Annotated in this window: 16 protein-coding genes and 1 pseudogene; 9 read left to right on the top strand and 8 right to left on the bottom strand. The window is 73.1% G+C overall.

Going from position 1 to position 17,956, the window contains the following annotated elements; genetic code table 11:
- Nucleotides 1-38: 38 nt before the first annotated feature.
- The 3 genes and pseudogenes from ABZ484_RS02335 to ABZ484_RS02325 form a co-directional block, all read right to left on the bottom strand.
- A complete protein-coding gene (locus tag ABZ484_RS02335; protein ID WP_358864011.1) occupies nucleotides 39-689 on the bottom strand; it encodes a DedA family protein in 651 nt (216 codons plus the stop codon).
- Nucleotides 690-904: 215 nt separating this feature from the next.
- Nucleotides 905-2,005, bottom strand: a pseudogene (locus ABZ484_RS02330) (hydrolase); the annotation flags it as partial.
- A gap of 357 nt (nucleotides 2,006-2,362) precedes the next feature.
- Complete coding sequence (locus tag ABZ484_RS02325) at nucleotides 2,363-2,800, bottom strand: DUF4442 domain-containing protein (protein ID WP_358864131.1); 438 nt, start codon at nucleotides 2,798-2,800, stop codon at nucleotides 2,363-2,365.
- A 142-nt stretch (nucleotides 2,801-2,942) separates the two neighbouring features.
- Between ABZ484_RS02325 and ABZ484_RS02320 the strand changes: the two genes are divergently transcribed.
- A complete protein-coding gene (locus ABZ484_RS02320) occupies nucleotides 2,943-3,995 on the top strand; it encodes a hypothetical protein (RefSeq protein WP_358864010.1) in 1,053 nt (350 codons plus the stop codon).
- 37 nt (nucleotides 3,996-4,032) lie between these two features.
- On the opposite strand, the gene ABZ484_RS02315 is transcribed toward ABZ484_RS02320, so the two are convergent.
- Together ABZ484_RS02315 and tuf are read right to left on the bottom strand one after the other, a co-directional pair.
- On the bottom strand, nucleotides 4,033-4,878 hold the full coding sequence (locus ABZ484_RS02315; RefSeq protein ID WP_358864009.1) for a fused MFS/spermidine synthase: 846 nt from the start codon (nucleotides 4,876-4,878) through the stop codon (nucleotides 4,033-4,035).
- A gap of 126 nt (nucleotides 4,879-5,004) precedes the next feature.
- Nucleotides 5,005-6,174 (bottom strand): elongation factor Tu, encoded by a 1,170-nt coding sequence (tuf, locus tag ABZ484_RS02310; protein WP_358864008.1) that lies wholly within the window; start codon nucleotides 6,172-6,174, stop codon nucleotides 5,005-5,007.
- Nucleotides 6,175-6,526: 352 nt separating this feature from the next.
- Here tuf and ABZ484_RS02305 point away from each other — a divergent pair, with 352 nt between their 5' ends.
- From ABZ484_RS02305 to ABZ484_RS02295, 3 genes are all read left to right on the top strand, one after another.
- Nucleotides 6,527-7,321: a VTT domain-containing protein gene (locus ABZ484_RS02305; RefSeq protein WP_358864007.1), complete on the top strand. Its 795-nt coding sequence runs from the start codon at nucleotides 6,527-6,529 to the stop codon at nucleotides 7,319-7,321.
- Between the two features lie 150 nt (nucleotides 7,322-7,471).
- Nucleotides 7,472-8,347 carry an undecaprenyl-diphosphate phosphatase gene (locus ABZ484_RS02300; protein ID WP_358864006.1) on the top strand — a complete coding sequence of 292 codons (876 nt, stop codon included), beginning with the start codon at nucleotides 7,472-7,474 and terminating at the stop codon, nucleotides 8,345-8,347.
- Nucleotides 8,348-8,457: 110 nt separating this feature from the next.
- Nucleotides 8,458-8,637 (top strand): hypothetical protein, encoded by a 180-nt coding sequence (locus tag ABZ484_RS02295; protein ID WP_316745110.1) that lies wholly within the window; start codon nucleotides 8,458-8,460, stop codon nucleotides 8,635-8,637.
- Between the two features lie 154 nt (nucleotides 8,638-8,791).
- Here ABZ484_RS02295 and ABZ484_RS02290 read toward each other — a convergent pair whose 3' ends face one another.
- Nucleotides 8,792-9,532: a glucose 1-dehydrogenase gene (locus tag ABZ484_RS02290; RefSeq protein ID WP_358864005.1), complete on the bottom strand. Its 741-nt coding sequence runs from the start codon at nucleotides 9,530-9,532 to the stop codon at nucleotides 8,792-8,794.
- Nucleotides 9,533-10,060: 528 nt separating this feature from the next.
- On the opposite strand from ABZ484_RS02290, the gene ABZ484_RS02285 reads away from it, so the two are divergent.
- Both ABZ484_RS02285 and lnt read left to right on the top strand, forming a co-directional pair.
- A complete protein-coding gene (locus ABZ484_RS02285; protein WP_358864004.1) occupies nucleotides 10,061-12,121 on the top strand; it encodes a restriction endonuclease in 2,061 nt (686 codons plus the stop codon).
- A 131-nt stretch (nucleotides 12,122-12,252) separates the two neighbouring features.
- Complete coding sequence (gene lnt / locus ABZ484_RS02280) at nucleotides 12,253-13,827, top strand: apolipoprotein N-acyltransferase (protein WP_358864003.1); 1,575 nt, start codon at nucleotides 12,253-12,255, stop codon at nucleotides 13,825-13,827.
- Here lnt and ABZ484_RS02275 read toward each other — a convergent pair.
- Together ABZ484_RS02275 and ABZ484_RS02270 are read right to left on the bottom strand one after the other, a co-directional pair.
- Nucleotides 13,745-14,656 (bottom strand): Gfo/Idh/MocA family oxidoreductase, encoded by a 912-nt coding sequence (locus tag ABZ484_RS02275; RefSeq protein ID WP_358864002.1) that lies wholly within the window; start codon nucleotides 14,654-14,656, stop codon nucleotides 13,745-13,747. The genes lnt and ABZ484_RS02275 overlap by 83 nt on opposite strands.
- Before the next feature lie 10 nt (nucleotides 14,657-14,666).
- Entirely contained in the window at nucleotides 14,667-15,875 is a 1,209-nt protein-coding gene (locus ABZ484_RS02270) for an FAD-dependent monooxygenase (RefSeq protein WP_358864001.1), read from the bottom strand.
- 143 nt (nucleotides 15,876-16,018) lie between these two features.
- Between ABZ484_RS02270 and ABZ484_RS02265 the strand changes: the two genes are divergently transcribed.
- The 3 genes from ABZ484_RS02265 (at nucleotide 16,019) to ABZ484_RS02255 (ending at nucleotide 17,944) form a co-directional block, all read left to right on the top strand.
- The gene (locus tag ABZ484_RS02265) at nucleotides 16,019-16,621 is read left to right on the top strand and encodes a TetR/AcrR family transcriptional regulator (RefSeq protein ID WP_358864000.1); all 603 of its coding nucleotides are present in this window, start codon (nucleotides 16,019-16,021) and stop codon (nucleotides 16,619-16,621) included.
- Nucleotides 16,622-16,721: 100 nt separating this feature from the next.
- Complete coding sequence (locus tag ABZ484_RS02260; RefSeq protein ID WP_358863999.1) at nucleotides 16,722-17,237, top strand: DinB family protein; 516 nt, start codon at nucleotides 16,722-16,724, stop codon at nucleotides 17,235-17,237.
- Between the two features lie 179 nt (nucleotides 17,238-17,416).
- Nucleotides 17,417-17,944, top strand: coding sequence for a hypothetical protein (locus ABZ484_RS02255; RefSeq protein ID WP_358863998.1), 528 nt, complete (start codon nucleotides 17,417-17,419; stop codon nucleotides 17,942-17,944).
- Nucleotides 17,945-17,956 lie beyond the last annotated feature (12 nt).

Raw genomic sequence — 17,956 nt, 5'->3', positions numbered from 1 at the left:
CACCCGCGCAGCCGGTGCACGACCGGCCCGCTCGCCGGTCACTCGGCGGCGCCCACGGTCTCCACCTCGGCCTCCCGCGCGGCACCCTGCGCCTTCTTCGCCTTGCGCCTGAGCACCAGCATCGACCCCAGCCCGATGAGCACGGCCACCACCAGGCCGAGCCAGGAGAACTTCTTCAGCCAGGACTCGGCGACGACACCGACGTAGTAGATGACGGCCGTGGTGCCGCCCGCCCAGCAGATGCCGCCGAGCACGTTGGCGGTGAGGAACTTCCAGTACGGCATCCGCAGCACGCCCGCGAGCGGGCCGGCGAAGATGCGCAGCAGGGCGACGAAACGGCCGAAGAAGACGGCCCACATGCCCCACTTCTCGAAGGAGCGTTCGGCCGTGGCGACGTGTCCCTCGCTGAAGTGCTTGGGGAACTTCCTGCCCAGCCAGGCGATCAGCGGTCGGCCGCCCTTGCGGCCGATGGCGTAGCCGATGGAGTCGCCCACGACCGCGCCGGCGGTGGCGCAGGCGCCCAGCACGACGGGGTTGACACCGGTGTGCTGCGAGGACATCAGGGCCGCCGAGACCAGGATGATCTCGCCGGGCAGGGGGATGCCCAGGCTCTCCAGCCCGATGACCAGGGCCACCACGGCGTAGACGGCGCCTGCGGGCACCGAGTCGAGCCACTCCTGGACGTGCACCGCCGGTTCCTCCCCGTTTCGCGTCCGTGTGTTCCCGGGCGCGCCGCGAAGAAGCGCCCCCGGGAAGCCTACCGGTTCGGCACCGAAGGGTGGTGTGCCATGGTTCGCCCGGAGTTCTCCGAGGCGGACGCGGACGGGGTCCCGCCGGCGACCGCGTCCGTGCGGGCGGTCTCGCCGGGCGCTCCCCAGGTGACCCGGGGGACGGGGGCGACCCGGTCGGCGGTCCAGCCCTTCGCCGCCAGGACGGTGGCGAGCAGGACGAGGGAGGCGAGTCCGACGGCCACGGCCAGGGCCGTGCGGTGCCGGTTCGCGTGCCCATGCCCGCGCCGTGGGCCCGTACCTCCGAGGAACGGGCCGCCGCGGACACCGGTGGCGGTCCGGGCGATGCCTCGACGTCCGCCGCGGGCGAGGCCGGCCGGCCCGGACGCACGGTGGGCTCCTGGAGCCGGGGCGGCAGCGGTGACCGGGCCGGCCGCGGTGGCCGCGGCGCGGGCCGGACGGGAGTCCAGATAGCGGCGGGCGCCCCAGCCGAGCACGGCCTCGGCGAGCAGGACGCGCAGGCCGCCGTCGAAGTGACCGAGTTGTTCGGCCGCGTGACGGCAGTGCGCACAGGCGCGCAGGTGCTGCCGGACATCGGGCAGCAGCGTCCCGCCACGACGCAGAGGAACGTCGAGAAGACGGTTGTAGTAGCGGCATTCACCGCTCGGCGCGAGGTCCCGGTGCGCACGCACACAACCGGCCCGGAATTGCTCCCGTGCCTGCTCCAGCGTGCCGGCCGCGCCATCGGCGTCCATCGCCAGCAGACCCGACGGTATGGTTATGGGTTCGGCCTCGACCTCGGTGTGCCACAACAGGCATTGGAAAGCGCCGGGAAGTGCTTGGAAAGCCCTTTCCGCCAGCAGCCGCTTTTCGGACGTCATGGACGTCACCGCACGAAGACCGCGGCCTCCCGAAGGTCTGCTCAGTTCCGGCAGTACGGCGCACGCCGCCTCGTCGGCGGCCCATTCCCGGACGGTTTCCCGGGCGGCGACGAGGAGTTGCGGGCGCAGGGCGCCGCCGACCGCGCCGGCGGTCAGCCGGCGCAGCACCTGCCGGAAGGCGGCGGTGGCCACCATGGCCGCCGAATCGCCCGGCGCCGCAAGGCAGATGGCGGCGTAGTCGTAGGTCGCCCGCCAGTGCCGGGCCAGCAGCAGCGCGACGGCGTGGTGGCCGCCGTCGGGGTCCCGCAGCCGGGCGACGAGATGGCGGTCGGACTCGGTCGTGGCCACACCGGGGTGGGGCGGATAGGGAGGGCGTGGGGGGTGGGGGGCTTGCACTGGACCTTTTCCTTTCAGGCCGCAGGACGGCACGCGGAACGCGTCCAGGGAACGCGGGTGCCGGACGGGTGCGCACCTGACCGGGAAAGGGAGGCCGGTCATCGCCTTTCCCGCAGGGGAGGCTCACCTTCGCACACGCTACTCACGGGAAACAAGGAGTTCGAAAGGCCGAAGGGACAATGCCCGGAAATGCCAGGGGAGTTACCGCGAGTATCCGCACCCGCATTCGAAAATTCCCTCGCGCAAGGCCCCGAGATGTGGACGGACAGGGCCGGATGCCACACGAAACCTCCAACTCCGGTCACCCACCTGGCCAGGTGGGAGCCGGAGTGGACGCCTGCGGCGACGCAGCGCCGCTCAGCCGTTCGGCCGCAGGGTCCAGACGACCGTCATCTCGCTGGTGACGGCGCCGTCCTCACGCTGGATCCGCACCGTCACCGGGAACTCGGGGCGCCGGCCCTCGTCGAGTTCGGCGACGACCTCGGCGGCGGGACGGCCGAGGGTCGCGGTGGCCTTGACCGGGCCGAGGGCGATCTTCTTGAACGCGATCTCGGCGTTCACCGGCAGCGGCACCGCCCGCGAGAGCTGGTCGCCGAAGGCGGCGAGGACGATCGCCCCGCTGGCCGACTCGCCGAGCGTGAACATCGCCCCGGCATGCGGTCCGCCGACGTGGTTGCGGTACTCGCCCTGGTCCGGCAGGGACAGCACGGCCCGCTCCGGAGTGGTCTCCAGGTACTCGAGGTTCAGGGTCCGGACCATCGGCACCGTGGCGGCGAGCAACTCGCCGATCGACATCTGATCTGCGCTCATGGCGTCATGTTACTTGCGAGTAGCAGACCTGACCAGAGCGGTCCCGGGACCGCGTCCGCCGATCTGGTACGTCCCTGACAAGGCCCGGTGACCGAATCGTGTCCCCGGCACCATAGGGTTGCTGCCCATGTGGCCAGGACAGCAGCCGCCCGGGGGCGAGCAGAACCCGCAGAACAACCCGTACCAGCAGCCGGGTTACCAGCAGCCGAATCCCTATCAGCAGCCCGGGTACCAACAGCCCAACCCCTACACCCAGCCGCCGCAGCAGCAGCCGCAGTGGGGCGCGCCCACCCCCGTGGGCGGGCCGCAGCCGCCGACCGGCACGGGCGGCGGTGGCGGTGGCGGTGGCAACCGGACGAAGCTCGTCGCGATCATCGCCGCGACGGCCGTGGTGGTGGCGGCGGGGGTGACCGGGTTCCTGGTCCTCGGTGGCGACAAGGACGACAAGGCGGACGGCGGCGGGACCGACGGCAAGGCGAGCCAGTCCGCCTCGGCCTCGGCTTCGGCGTCGACCGGTGCGAGCCCGTCCGACACCACGACGGGCGACAACCCGCGCGGCACTCAGACCGAGAAGCCGGTGATCCCCGGCTGGAAGGTCGTCCTCAATCCCAAGCACGGCACGGCCTTCGACGTCCCGCCCGACTGGAAGGTCGACTCCCCCGGGGTGGTCAGCGGCTTCGAGGACAAGAAGAAGGGTGATGGCTCTCCCTACATCGTGTTCTCCGCGCCCGCCTTCCTGAAGGAGGACTGGTGCACGTCCGACGACGACAAGGACGGCACCAAGGAGACCAGTTCCCTGGCCTCCAGCGGCACCAAGGGTGAGAACGGCGGCAAGGACACCGCCAGCATCGCCCGCGGAGACGCCGCCGCGTTCGCCTTCGGCGGTTACACCAACCAGAGCGACGCCGCCAAGAAGTACCTGAAGATCGGCAAGGCGAAGCCCTACACCACCAAGTCCGGCCTGAAGGGCAGCGTCGCGACCTCGTTCACCGTGGGAGTGCCGAAGACGCACAAGTGCGACACCGACGGCAAGGCGACCAGCTTCGCCTTCAAGAACGCGCAGGGCGACTTCACCTCCTGGACCCTCTACGGTGCCAAGGGCGTCAAGGACGAGCTTGCCGACGCCACCATCCTCAAGATCCTCAGCACCGTCCGGCTGCACGGGGACCCGACCGGCTGACCGGGCGTGGGCCCGGCCCGCGGGCGGGACGGGCGGGTCAGCCGACGCTGAACGTCCCGCCCGGAGGCTCGGGCGAGGGTACGGCGCCCTCGTCCCCGACCGCCGCGGCCGTGCCGATGAACTCCCGCAGGGCGGCGCCGTGTTCGACACGGGCGGGGAAGACGTCGGCGGCGGTGCGCCGGGCCAGGACCGCCGTGTCCACGGGACGGTGCGCGGCGATCAGCACCGCGTTGCCGAAGCGCCGGCCGCGCAGCACACCGGGCTCGGCGATCACCGCCAGTTCCTCGAACAGCGTGGCGAACGTGGCGAGTTGGGAGCGCAGGAAGGCGAAGGGCGCGGCGTCGGCGAGGTTCGCGAGGTAGATCCCGTCGGCGCGCAGCACGCGCTCGGCCTCACGGGCGTAGGCGAGGGTCGTGAGGTGGGCCGGGACCCGGGAGCCGCCGAAGACGTCGGCGATCAGCACGTCCGCCGAATCGGCCGGGGCCGCTTCCAGCCAGGCGCGGGCGTCGGCGGTGTGCAGCGCCGTCCCCGCGCCCTCCGGCAGCGGGAGGTGGCTGACGACCAGCTCCAGCAGGGCCCGGTCGGCCTCGACGACCTCCTGGCGCGATCCGGGGCGGGTCGCGGCCACGTAGCGGGGCAGGGTGAGCGCACCGCCGCCCAGATGCAGGACGTCCAGCGGGCGGCCCGGTTCCGCGACGGTGTCCAGGACGTGCCCGAGCCGGCGCGCGTACTCGAACTCCAGGTGCGTGGGCTCGTCCAGGTCGACGTACGACTGCGGCGCCCCGTCCACGGTGAGCAACCAGGCCCGTTCGCGGTCGATGTCGGGCATCAGCTTGGCGGTCCCGTGATCGACGGCGCGCGTCACGGGTATGGACTCGGTCACGGATCCATTGTGCCGGTCCGTACGTCCGGTGCGCGCCGCCCCCGCACCCGGCGCCCGCCGGTGACCTCGCCGGGTGCGGGCCGGACTCGCCCGGCCCGCACCTTCGGCTCCGTCAGCACACCCCGTTCACTCCACGGCGGTCACCGTGCCCGCGCCGACGGTCCGGCCGCCCTCGCGGATGGCGAAGCCGAGCCCCGGCTCCAGGGGCACCTCGCGTCCCAGCTCCACCGTCATCGCGACCGTGTCCCCGGGCCGCGCGACCGCCGCCTCGCCGAGGTCGACGTCGCCGACCACGTCCGCGGTGCGGATGTAGAACTGCGGGCGGTAGCCGGTGGACACCGGTGTCGTACGGCCGCCCTCGCGGGCGGAGAGGACGTACACCTGCGCGCTGAAGCGCCGCCTGGGCGTCACGCTGCCCGGGGCCGCGACGACATGGCCCCGGCGGACCGCGTCGCGCGGGACACCGCGCAGCAGGAGCGCCACGTTGTCCCCGGCCTGCGCCTCCGTCATGGGCTTGCCGAAGGTCTCCAGGCCGGTGACCACCGTCTCCGTCTCGGCGCCCAGCACCTCCACCCGGTCGCCGACGCGGACCGTGCCGCGCTCCACCGCACCGGTGACGACGGTGCCCCGGCCGGTGATGGTCAGCACGTTCTCCACCGGCAGCAGGAACGGCGCGTCCAGGTACCGCTCCGGCATGGGCACATAGGTGTCCACCGCGTCGAGCAGCGCCTCGATGGACGCCGTCCAGCGCGGGTCGCCCTCCAGCGCCTTCAGCCCGGAGACCCGTACGACGGGCACCGCGTCACCGCCGTAGCCCTGCTCGGTGAGCAGGTCGCGGACCTCCAGCTCGACCAGGTCGATGAGCTCCTCGTCGCCGGCGTCCGCCTTGTTGAGGGCGACGACGATGTGGTCGACGCCCACCTGCCGGGCGAGCAGCACGTGCTCGGCGGTCTGCGGCATGATCCCGTCGAGCGCGGAGACGACGAGGATCGCCCCGTCGAGCTGCGCGGCGCCGGTGACCATGTTCTTCACGTAGTCGGCGTGGCCCGGCATGTCCACGTGCGCGTAGTGCCGGGTGTCGGTCTCGTACTCGACGTGCGCGATGTTGATGGTGATGCCGCGGGCGGCCTCCTCCGGGGCGCGGTCGATGCGGTCGAACGGCACGAAGGTGCCGGTGCCGCGCTCGGCCAGGACCTTGGTGATGGCGGCGGTCAGGGTGGTCTTGCCGTGGTCGACGTGGCCCATCGTGCCGATGTTGAGATGCGGTTTGGTGCGCACGTACGCGGTCTTGGACATGGCTGTACCTCGAAGCCTTTCAGCCGTGAAGGAATGCGGGACCCCGAGGACTCTCCGACCCTCCCCCTGCGGGGTCCGCCGGACGATCCGGGGAGGGTCAGCTTCGGGCGCCGTCGACTGCGGCCAGGAGGATCAGGACGGCAGCCTTCGGAGCATCCGCGGCGGCGGATGCGGCGAGGAGGAAGGCGTGCCGGAACATGGGGTCGATCATCGCCGAGAGCGCGCCGTGGGTCGAATGCTTTTCGGTGCACGGGGAGGTTGACGGGGCCTCAGGGGCTCATGATGTGTGCCGGGGACACTCATGAGACGGTCCATGCGGCGATCAGAGACACCGGTCGGTTAATGTCACCAGATGCTCGATGCCACCACCCGCTCTGGGGGCACCGCCGCGGCCTCTCCCCGGGCCGCCGTCACGGAGCCGGCCGTCGCCGTCCCCGCGTCCGCGCCGGGCGCGCTCCCGCTGACCGCCCGCTGCGCGAGAGCGCTGCTGTCACCCTGGTCACGGCTGTCGCTGCTGCTGGTGCTGCTCGCCGCATCCGGTGCGTGCGTGCTGCTCTTCCAGCCGCAGCGACTGCTGGCGCACGGCTGGCCGCCGCGGCTGGGCGGGGCCGCGGCGGCGGTGGTGTTCGCGGTGGCCTACGGCCTGTGCACGGTGGCGTTCGTGCCCCGGCCGCTGCTGAACCTCGCCGCGGGAGCCCTGTTCGGTTCGCAGTTCGGGCTCGCGGCGGCACTGGCCGGTACGGTGCTGGGCGCCGGGGTGGCCTTCGGACTGGGCCGGGTGCTGGGTCAGGACGCGTTGCGGCCGCTGCTGCGCGGCCGGCTGCTGAAGGCGGCGGACGGGCAGCTCAGCCGGCACGGTTTCCGCTCGATGCTGGCGGCCCGGCTGTTCCCGGGGGTGCCGTTCTGGGCGGCGAACTACTGCGCCGCCGTCTCCCGCATGGGCTGGTCCGCGTTCCTGCTGGCGACGGCGCTCGGCTCGGTCCCGAACACGGCCGCCTACGTCGTCGCGGGCGCCCGCGCCGCCGCGCCGACGTCCCCGGCCTTCCTGATCGCGATGGCCTGCATCGCCGTACCGGGGCTGGCCGGCGCGGCGGTGGCCTGGCGCAAGCGGCACCAACTGCGCGGGCACCGCGGGCCTTCCGTGTAGCGGCCGGCAGGGCCCCGCCCGGGGCGCCAGCGGCGCAGGACGCCACGTGCCGTAAAGGGACGGTAAAGCCCCGGTGGTGTTCCGGTCATGTCGGAGCGCTACGCTGCGGATCTCCGACCTCCCGACCGGCGCTTGGACTGTCGAACTTCCATGTCTTGGTTTGAATCCCTCGTTCTCGGACTCGTCCAGGGGCTGACCGAGTTCCTCCCCGTCTCCTCCAGCGCGCATCTGCGCCTGACCGCGGCCTTCTCGGGCTGGAAGGACCCGGGAGCGGCCTTCACGGCGATCACCCAGATCGGCACCGAGTCGGCCGTCCTGATCTACTTCCGCAGGGACATCGGCCGGATCCTCGCCGCCTGGTCCCGCTCGCTCGTCGACAGGACGACGCGCAAGGACCCCGACGCCCGCATGGGCTGGCTGGTGATCGTCGGCTCCATCCCGATCGGGGTGCTCGGCCTGACGCTCAAGGACCAGATCGAGGGGCCGTTCCGGGATCTGCGGGTCACCGCCACGATGCTCGTCGTGGTCGGCGCGGTCATCGGCGTCGCCGACCGGCTGGCGGCGCGCGACGAGAAGGGCGGCCGGCACCGGGCGCCCAAGCAGCGCAAGGCCCTGGAGGACCTGGGCGTCAAGGACGGCCTGATCTACGGCTGTTGCCAGGCGATGGCCCTGGTGCCGGGTGTCTCCCGCTCCGGCGCCACCATCAGCGGCGGGCTGTTCATGGGCTACCGGCGGGAGGCGGCGGCCCGTTACTCCTTCCTGCTGGCCGTTCCGGCCGTACTGGCCTCCGGCGCCTTCGAGTTGAAGGACGCGCTGGAGAGCGGCCACGTGGCATGGGGACCGACGCTGTTCGCCACGGTGATCGCCTTCGCCTCCGGATACGCCGTCATCGCATGGTTCATGAAGTACATCTCCACCAAGAGCTTCATGCCGTTCGTGTGGTACCGGGTGGCGCTCGGGGTCGTCATCGTCGCGCTGGTGGCGGCCGGTGTGCTCAGCCCGCACGCGGCCGAGTCGGCGGGCTGAGCGGGCGGTCACCGGGCGGTCGCCGGGCGGTCGGCCGCGGTGACCGATCCCTGCGGTTCGCGTAGCCGTCCGGTAGCGCAGCGTCAGCACTTGGCCCTAGGCTTGTGGCCATGTCCCCCGATTCCATGGCCCCTGGTTCCGTGCGGTCCGCCGCCGAGCTGAACGAGCAGATCCGGGCGCTCTGGCTGCGTTCGGGCGGGTCGCTGTCGGCCCAGGAGCGCGCCGCGTACGAGCTGCTGGTGGTCGAGTGGGCCGCCGCCATCCGAGGGCGGGTGATCGAGGCGGCGTGAGCCCTCGACGCCCGCAGGACCCTGACCGCCTCCTCGGCGTCCGCCGGAGCGGCAGCCTCCCGGCGGTTACCAAGGTCCTCGTGCCGGAACGGCAGCCCAACAGCCGTCCCCAAAGTCCTCGGCGTCCGCCTGAGCGGCAGCCTCACGGCCGGCCTCAGCGCCCGCCGGACACCCGCAGCACCGCTCCCGACGTGTAGGAGGCGTCGGGCGACATCAGCCAGGCCACGGCCGCGGCGATCTCCTCCGCCCGGCCCGGCCGACGCAGCGGGATCGCGCCGGCGGCGCGCCGGGCCCGGTCCGGGTCGCCCATCGCCGCGTGGATCTCGGTGTCGATCACGCCGGGCGCGACCGCGTTGACGCGGATGCCGTCGGGGCCGAGTTCCTTGGCCAGCCCCAGCGTCAGGGCGTCGACGGCCGCCTTGGACGCCGCGTAGTGGACGTACTCGCCGGGGCTGCCGAGCGTGGCCGCCGCGGACGACACGTTCACGATCACGCCGTTGCCCCGGGGCGCCATGAGCTGGGCGGCGCGGCGGGAACACAGCAGCGTGCCGAGGAAGTTGACGTCCACGACGCGGCGCAGGTCGGCGGTGTCCGTGTCGGCGAGCCGGCCCAGCGGTCCGGTCACCCCCGCGTTGTTCACCAGCCCCGTCACCGGTCCGAGCCGCTCCTCCGCCGTGGCGAAGAGCCGCTCGACGTCCGCCTCCAGCGAGGTGTCCATCCGCACGGTCACGCTGCGCGCCCCGCACTCCAGCACCTCGTCCGCGACGGCCTCCGCGGCCCGCGTGTCGTTGACGTACCCCACCACCACGTCGTGCCCGTCGGCCGCCAGCCGACGACAGATCGCGGCGCCGATGCCCCGGCTGCCGCCGGTGACGACGGTGACAAGACGCTTCATATGATCATCCTAGGCCCGCGCCCGCCCGAGCACCTCGTCGGGCAGCCGATACGGCCGCTCGTCGGGCCCTCCGTCCCCCGCCCCAGCTCACCCCGGAGGACCGCCTGGTCGGGCCTCGGCGCCACCGCTGCCGCCCTGGCCGGTCCGACGGGTCCACACGGACAGATCGCCGCTCGTCGCAACGGCAAGGGTCTGGCCGGAGGGAGAGACGCCGGCGGCGCGGAGCTCGCAGGGCTCGAGAACGGGCCGCCAGGGCGCCGGCGCGGGCACCACGGGAGCGGCGAGAAGCCGGTCCCGCGGAGCCTTCCCGTACCCATGACGTGCATGACGTGGGTGCGGTTCCGCGGTACCGACCTGCCCGGTGGGGCTGACGAACTCCCGCGTCCGGCGCCATGGCCGCCGGCGCACTCCGGCTGGGCCCGCCGCCGTTGTCGGCCGGATGTGCGAGACGGGCATCACTGGATAGAGTCGTCGCATGACAACTGGTTGTGGGGACAACCAGCGCGCCTTGGGGAGGGCCTGCAACACATGAGTCGTCGCTCTAACGGCTTGGTCGGCGTCTGGGCCGAGGTGCAGAGGCAGCAGCAGCGCCAGATGGAGGCCGACGCCCGACGACGGAGACAGGAAGCGCAGCAGGCACGTGCCTATCAACGGCGAGCTGCCCAGAGCCACCGAGAGTACCGGCAGGCAGAGGCACTACGCCGCACCGAGGAACTCGACGCCCAGGTCACGGCACTGCAAGGTCTGCTCGCCTCGGGTTCTCGGGCCCCGGCCTTCAGGGCGTCCTCCCTGATGCGCGCCGAAGAGATCGAGCCCTTCTCCCCGGGACCCTTGGCGCAGCCCGTGCCCATGCCGGACTTCGCCCACTACCAGGCCCAGGGCGGGTGGACCGCCGGCCGCCGGGCTCAGGCACAGGCGGAGGCCCGGGCCCGCTTCGAGAGGGACTGGCACGCGGCCCAGGCGGCGGAGGCCCAGCGACAGCAGCAATTGGCGGCGTACCAGCGCGAGTACCAGCAGTGGGCCGATGCCCGGCTCGCCGAGGTGCGGCGGCACAACACAGGCGTCGTGGAACTGACCGAAGGAGTCGGGCGCCGCGATCCCGACTCCGTGGTCGAGTACTTCTCGGCCGCTCTCTACGCCTCGGCCGTGTGGCCGGAGGGCTTCCCATGCCAGGTGGCGGCAGCCTACGACCCGGCAGCCGGCCAACTGGTGCTGGACTGGGAACTGCCCTCCTACAGCGTCGTACCCGAGACCAAGTCCGTTCGGTACATGCCGAGCACGGACCAGGACAGGGAGACGCCCCGCCCCGTAGGTCAACGCCGAGCCCTGTACCGGGAGGTTCTCGCGCAGTGCGTGCTGCTCGTCCTGCACGAGCTCTTCGCCGCGGACGAGCCGGGCGCGCTCGACTCCGTGATCTTGAACGGGGTCGTCGACGGGCACGACCCCACGACGGGCCGACCGGGCCGCATCTGTCTGGCGACCGTCATGGCTCCGCGCGCGACGTTCCTCGACCTGCACTTGGCGCGGGTGGACGCCGGCAGCTGTCTGACGGAGGCGCTGCGTGGGCAGCTGTCGGCTCGTCCCGACCAGCTCACTCCGGTGCGGCCGGGTCGCCGGCCGCAGGAGGTCGGGAACCGTGTGGTCACGCACGGCGGCGATGAGGAACCCGATCTGTACGGCATGGATCCGATCGCCTTCGAGGATCTCGTGGCCGACCTCTTCCGGGCCATGGGGATGCAGGCGGTCACCACCCAGCGCTCGAACGACGGCGGGGTGGACGTCGACGCGCTGGATCCCACACCGATCCGAGGCGGCAAGATCGTCGTACAGGTCAAGCGCTACCGCAACACGGTGCCGCCGACGGCGGTGCGCGACCTGTACGGGACCGTGCAGGACGCCGGCGCCAACAAAGGCGTCCTCGTGACGACCTCGAAGTTCGGTCCCGGCTCGCACACCTTCGCCAACGGCAAGCCGCTCGAACTGATCTCGGGAACCGAACTCGTCGACCTGCTGCATCGCCATGGGTTGCGAGGGCGCCTGGGCGACGGCGCCCGTCATGCCGGAGCGCAGCCGACGCCGACGGTTGCGGACACACGCCTGCCCGACGACTACAACGTCCTGGGCATGTCGTGGACCGGGGGTGTGGCGCTGGACGTGTGCGCTCTCGTCTGCCGTGGCAACCGCGTCCTCAGCGACGATCACTTCGTCTTCTTCAACAACCCGCGGACACCGGACGGCTCCGTGCGCGTCCTTTCGGCCACCCCACCCGACAAGGCGGCGATCTGCGTCTCCTTCGACGGGCTGCCGGACGAGGCCGACCGCTTCGTCCTGGTGGCCGCCATCGATCCGGAGGCCGACCCGGACGCCGACCTCTCCGGCTTCACGGACGCCCGCATCCGCCTGCTCGACCCGTCGCTGGCCGAGCTGGGACGACTGGAAGTCTCCGACGGGCGGCCGCGCGAGACCGCCTTGGTGCTCGGCTCCTTCCGCCACAGGTCGAACGGGGACTGGGACTTCGTCCTGGGCGGCAAGGGGTACACGGGCGGCCTGGAGGAACTCGTTCAGGATTTCGGCATCGAGGTTCAGTAGCTCCTCCCTCGGTCGCCGGGTGCGCAGGGAGGCGGCCTGGGCGGGAGCGGTCCGGGCGCGCACACTGGAGCCGTCCGCCGGGAAGGTGCAGGTGTCCACGGGGCAGGCGGGGGTAGGAGGGCGTTGTTCCGATGCAGAGGTTCGACCGCTGGCTCGACTCCCCGTGGCGGCGTTCGGTGCTCGCCGCGCTCGCGGGGGCACTGCCCATGTTCGCCTTTCCCGCGCCGTCGCTGTGGTGGTTCGCCTACGTCGCCCTGGTGCCGTGGATCCTGCTCGCCCGCTGCGCTCCGACGGGGCGGCGGGCCGCCTGCGACGGCTGGTTCGGCGGGCTGGGCTTCATGCTGGCCGTCCACCACTGGCTGCTGCCCAGCCTGCATGTGTTCACGCTGGTGCTCGCGGCGCTGCTCGGTGCCCTGTGGGTGCCCTGGGGGTGGCTGGTGCGGCGGTTCCTGGCCGGTCTGCCCCCGCCGGGGCGGTGCGCGGCGGCCCTCGTCGTGCTGCCGTCCGGCTGGCTGGCGGTCGAGCTCGTGCGGTCCTGGCAGGGGCTGGGCGGGCCCTGGGGGATGCTCGGTGCCAGTCAGTGGCAGGTCGCGCCGGCGCTGCGGCTGGCCTCGGTCGGCGGGGTGTGGCTGCTGAGCTTCCTGGTGGTGGCGGTCAACGTCGCCGTCGCCGTGCTCGTCGCGGTCCGTGCCGCCCGGGTGCCCGCCGTGGCCGGACTGGTGGCCACGGCGGCGGCGACCTCGGCGGCCTGGGTGTGGGCGCCGCGCCCCGGCGTCGACGGCCACGTGCGCATAGCCGTCGTACAGCCGGGCCTGGTCGACGGCACCGAGAGCGGGCAGCGGCGCTTCGACCGGGAGGAGCGGCTGACCCGCTCCCTGGTGGGGCAGCACGTCGATCTGGTCGTCTGGGGCGAGTCCAGCGTCGGCTTCGACCTGACCGAGCGGCCGGACCTGGCGCGGCGGATCGCCGCGCTCTCCCGTGAGGTGGGCGCCGACGTGCTGGTCAACGTGGACGCCCGGCGCGCCGACCGGCCGGGCATCTACAAGAGTTCCGTGCTCGTCGGCCCGGACGGCCCGACCGGCGACCGCTACGACAAGATGCGGCTCGTGCCGTTCGGCGAGTACATTCCCGCGCGCTCCGTGCTCGGGTGGGCGACCTCCGTCGGCAAGGCCGCGGGCGAGGACCGCAGGCGCGGCAGCGCGCAGGTGGTGATGGACGTGGGCCACGGGCTGCGGGTCGGCCCGCTGGTCTGCTTCGAGACGGCGTTCCCGGACATGAGCCGGCACCTGGCGCGGGACGGCGCGGGGGTGCTGCTCGCCCAGTCGTCGACCTCCACGTTCCAGCACAGCTGGGCTCCCGAGCAGCACGCCTCGCTCGGCGCGCTGCGGGCCGCCGAGACGGGGCGGCCCATGGTGCACGCCACGCTGACCGGGGTGTCGGCCGTCTACGGCCCCGGCGGACAGCGCGTCGGCCCCTGGCTCGGCACGGACGCGAGCACGACCGAGGTGTACGACGTGCCGACCGCGCACGGCGTCACCCCGTACGTCCGCTACGGGGACTGGCCGGTGCACGCGGCGCTGCTGGTACTGGCCGCGTTCTGCGCGACGCAGGGGGCGCGGGCGCTCAGGCCGCGCCGGAACGCTCCAGCACCGTCCGCACCACCCGCTCGCACAGTTCGTGCGTCTCCAGCGCGTCACGGGCACTGAGCACCTTGCCCGCGCGCACCGCGTCGAGGAAGGAGAGCGCGGCCTGCTCGATCCCGCGCTGCCGGGCGACCGGCACCCAGTCGCCGCGCCGGCGCACGCTCGGCTGGCCCTTGTGGTCGATGGTCTCGGCCAGGTTGACCACCTGGCGCTTGGTGTCCTGTCCGGAGACCTCCAGGATCTCCTCGGTCGAGCCGCTGAGCCGGTTCATCACGCCGAGCGCGGTGAACCCGTCGCCGGCGAGTTGCAGCACGACGTGGTGCAGCAGTCCGTCGCGCATCCGGCCGCGCACGGTGACGTCGTCGACCGGGCCCGGGACCAGGAACCTCAGCGTGTCCACGACGTGGACGAAGTCGTCGAGGATCATCGTGCGGGGCTCCTCGGGCAGCCCGACGCGGTTCTTCTGCATCAGGATCAGCTCGCGCGGATGGTCGGCGCACTGCGCGTACGCGGGCGCGTGGCGCCGGTTGAACCCGACCATGAGGGAGACGTTCCGCTCCTCGGCGAGCGCGACCAGGCGTGCGGAGTCGGTGAGGTCGTAGGCGAGCGGCTTGTCGACGTAGGTCGGCACGCCCGCCTCCAGCAGCCGGGTGACGATCTCGGGGTGGACGGCGGTGGGGGCGTGCACGAAGGCGGCGTCGAGGTCCTGGGCCAGAAGGTCGTCCAGGGCCGGGTGCCGGCGGTCGGCGGGCAGGTGCAGGGCATCGGCGACGCGCTCGAGCGTCGCCGGCGTCCGGGTCTGCAGATGCAGGTCGATCCCGGGCTGGGTGCCGAGCACCGGCAGGTACGCCTTCTGCGCGATGTCGCCCAGTCCGATGCAGCCGACCTTCACGTGCTCTCCCTCATCGCTCGCCTGTTCCCACGGTTCCCGTGTGCACGGCAGCATACGGCGACTGCGGAGGCCGCCAGTCGGCGATGCCGTCGAAACCGCGCAGCAGCAGCTCCGGCCGCGCCTTGGACACCCCGGCGATCAGCGTGTTCCGTACGGCGATCGCGGCGCGGTTGCTCATCATGTTGGCGCGGGCGACGCGCACCGCCTGGCGGGCGATGGCCGTGGTGCGGGGCAGCCGGGCGGCGGTGTAGGCGGCGAGGTCGTCGGCGTGGTGGGCGAGGACGACGGCGTCCTCGACGGCCTGGTTGCCGCCCTGGCCGAGGGTCGGCGGCATGGCGTGCGCCGCGTCGCCGACGAGGGCGACCCGGCCGCGGTGGTAGGCGGGCAGCGGGTCGGCGATGTGGTGGACGTCGTGGCGGAGCACGTCCTCGGGGCGGGCGGCGGCGAGCACGGCGGGGATCGGCTCGTGCCAGTGGCCGAAGCGGCGCAGGAGTTCCGCCCGCTCGTCGTCGGCGGCGCGCTGCCCGGCGGGCGTCATGGCGGCGGCGTACGCGTACACCCGGCCGTCCTTGAGCGGTTGCGTGCCCCACAGGCAGCCCCTGCCCCAGGTCTCGTGGGGGGCGAACTCGACGCCCGGGACGGGGATCACGACGCGCCAGGTGGTGAATCCGGAGTAGACGGTCCCGGGATGGCGGGGGAACAGCGTCCGGCGGGCCGCGGAGTCGATGCCGTCGGCGGCCACGACCAGGTCGGCCTCCAGTTCGCCGTCGGGGGTGCGCACACGGGCGGGGCGGTGGTCGTCGCCGGGGTCGGTGAGGCTCGCGGCGGCGGTCGTGCGGACGGCCTCGGGCGGCAGGAGTCCGGCCAGGCTGTCGATCAGCGTGGCGCGGTGCAGCAGGACCAGGGGGCCGCCGAACCGGCGGGCCGCCGCGGCGGCGTCGGTGCGGGTGAGCCAGCGGCCGTCCGGCGTGCGCAGCCCTCCCCCACCGCCCTGCCAGGCGGCCAGGTCGCGGATCCGGTCGCCGATGCCGAGGACGTCCAGGGCGCGCAGGGCGTTCGGCGAGATCGAGATGGCCGCGCCGACGGGCTCCAGTGAGCGGGCCCGCTCCAGCACGGTGACCTGCCGGCCGGTCCGGTGCAGGGCCGCCGCGGCGGCGAGGCCTCCGATGCCGCCGCCGATGACGACGACGCGCGAGGGACTGGGACGGGACGGGGACATGGCTCCTCCAGCACAACGAGACTACACCTGTAGTGCGGCAACGGCTCGAACATACTACGGATGTAGTGGCAGGCGCACTACGGGCGTAGTGAAGCGCGCGGTGACCCGTACCACGGGCGTAGTCGCCGGGTAGGTTGGCCCTCATGTCCGCAGCTCCAGCCCCCGCGAACGTCTCGCGCGCCGATCGCGTGGCCGACGCCGCTCTCGCCCTGCTCGCCGAACGCGGGATGCGCGGCCTGACCCACCGGGCGGTCGACGAGGCGGCCGGCCTGCCGCAGGGCTCGACGTCGAACCTCGCGCGCACCCGCCAGGCCCTGCTCGACCTGGCGGTGCGGCGACTGGCCGAGCGGGAGGCGCGGGTGCTGGCGCCGCACGAGCTTCCGGACCCGCGGACCGGCGGCCTCGACGCGCTGGTGGACGGGCTGGCGCTGGCCACGCACCGCACGCTGACCCGGAACCGCGAACTGACCCTCGCCCGCTACGAGCTGGCCCTGGAGGCGACCCGCCGCCCCGAGCTGCGCTCCCACTTCGACGCGGCGGGCGCCTACTTCCGCGAGCAGCTCGGCGCCCTGGTCACGGCGATGGGCTCGGCCGACCCGGACCGGCATGTGCTGTCCCTGATCGCCTGGGCGGACGGGCTGATGTTCTCCTGCGTGGCCGGCACCTTCCACGCGCGCGTGCCGGAGCTCGACGAGGTGCGGGCGAGCCTGCGGGAGCTGCTGGAGGGGATGTTCGGCGCCGGTTGATGCGAAGCCGGATGATGCGAAGCCGGTTGATGCGAAGCCGGTTGATGCGGCGCCGGAAATGGCGTGGTGTGACGGTGCCGGGCTGCGTCAGGATCGGGGCATGACGACCGAGGAACGCCGAGAGCCCGCCCAGGACGCCGACGAACGCACCATGCTGGAAGGCTGGTTGGACTACCACCGGCAGACGCTGGCGTGGAAGTGCGAGGGCCTGACCGACGAACAGCTGCGGACCGCGTCCGCCGAGCCGTCCGGCCTGTCCCTGATGGGACTGGTGCGGCACATGGCCGAGGTGGAACGGCACTGGTTCCGCGCCGTGCTGGTGGGAGAGGAACCGGCGCCGATCTACTACAGCGAGCAGGACCCCGACGGCGACTTCCACGTCACCGAGAAGGACACCTGGGCCGAGGCGTACGCCACCTGGCAGGCCGAGATCGAGGCCGCCCGACGCGGCGCGGCCGGCATCGGCCTGGACGAGATGTCCCAGCGCCACGGCAGGCGCACCGACAAGCCGTTCAACCTGCGGTGGATCTACACCCACATGATCGAGGAGTACGCCCGCCACAACGGCCACGCCGACCTGCTCCGCGAGCGCCTGGACGGGGCGACCGGGGACTGAGAGAACGGGGACCCGAGGACCGAGCGCACGGGGACCGGCCGGTGCGCCGGGCGACGCGGCCCGGGGGCGTCACCCGCGCGTGGCGCCCGCACCCCCTACGGGGCCGGAGATCACCCGTGCGGGGCATCCTCGGCCCGTCCCCCGGCCGGCGACGGCCCGGACCCAGCAGAGTTGCGCGCGTGCATCGAACGACGACCACCGCAACGCTCCTGGTCACCGTGGCCGTCGCGGCCCTCACCGGCTGTGTCACGGTCCAGCGGCCGCCCGTGTCCGGCCCGGCGGCGGCTCCCTCCCCGCCCCTGGCCCCGCGACCGGACGGCAGCGCCGCACCACGCCCCGTCCAGGCGCCCGCCCAGGAGGCCCTGGAACGCGTCGCACCGCCCGCCTCCCCGCACCCGACCACACGCCCGGGCACCCCGGCACACCTCCCGGCGCCCCCGCACACCCACGCGGCCCCCGAGCCGCGCGGGCGACAGCCGCAACCCCCGAACCCGCGCTCTCCCGCCCACCACCACCTCCACGAGCGGCACCCGGGCCCCCGGCACCAGCGTCCGCCGAGGGCACCGCACGCCGAAGCCCCCTCCGGCACCCACGCGGCACCGGGAGCACCGGCAGACCCCGGCGTCTGCGCCCTGGGCAGGCAGTACGGCGGCTGGCGCCCGGACAGCCCCGAGGCACGCATCTGCGGCCGGACATACGGCCGTTGACACCTCTCAGAA

Origin of the sequence: Streptomyces sp. NPDC006393, assembly GCF_040628575.1 — a bacterium.
In the GTDB taxonomy this organism is placed as follows: Bacteria; Actinomycetota; Actinomycetes; order Streptomycetales; family Streptomycetaceae; genus Streptomyces.
This window is presented reverse-complemented; position numbering and strand designations above follow the sequence as displayed.

Bases quoted from the DNA above. Each gene is read 5' to 3' on its own strand.
- ABZ484_RS02270 (WP_358864001.1), bottom strand. From the start codon at position 15,875: ATGTCCCCGTCCCGTCCCAGTCCCTCGCGCGTCGTCGTCATCGGCGGC.
- ABZ484_RS02305 (WP_358864007.1), top strand. From the start codon at position 6,527: ATGCTCGATGCCACCACCCGCTCTGGGGGCACCGCCGCGGCCTCTCCC.
- ABZ484_RS02260 (WP_358863999.1), top strand. From the start codon at position 16,722: ATGACGACCGAGGAACGCCGAGAGCCCGCCCAGGACGCCGACGAACGC.
- ABZ484_RS02300 (WP_358864006.1), top strand. From the start codon at position 7,472: ATGTCTTGGTTTGAATCCCTCGTTCTCGGACTCGTCCAGGGGCTGACC.
- ABZ484_RS02325 (WP_358864131.1), bottom strand. From the start codon at position 2,800: ATGTCGATCGGCGAGTTGCTCGCCGCCACGGTGCCGATGGTCCGGACC.
- ABZ484_RS02320 (WP_358864010.1), top strand. From the start codon at position 2,943: ATGTGGCCAGGACAGCAGCCGCCCGGGGGCGAGCAGAACCCGCAGAAC.
- tuf (WP_358864008.1), bottom strand. From the start codon at position 6,174: ATGTCCAAGACCGCGTACGTGCGCACCAAACCGCATCTCAACATCGGC.
- lnt (WP_358864003.1), top strand. From the start codon at position 12,253: ATGCAGAGGTTCGACCGCTGGCTCGACTCCCCGTGGCGGCGTTCGGTG.
- ABZ484_RS02290 (WP_358864005.1), bottom strand. From the start codon at position 9,532: ATGAAGCGTCTTGTCACCGTCGTCACCGGCGGCAGCCGGGGCATCGGC.
- ABZ484_RS02285 (WP_358864004.1), top strand. From the start codon at position 10,061: ATGAGTCGTCGCTCTAACGGCTTGGTCGGCGTCTGGGCCGAGGTGCAG.
- ABZ484_RS02295 (WP_316745110.1), top strand. From the start codon at position 8,458: ATGTCCCCCGATTCCATGGCCCCTGGTTCCGTGCGGTCCGCCGCCGAG.
- ABZ484_RS02265 (WP_358864000.1), top strand. From the start codon at position 16,019: ATGTCCGCAGCTCCAGCCCCCGCGAACGTCTCGCGCGCCGATCGCGTG.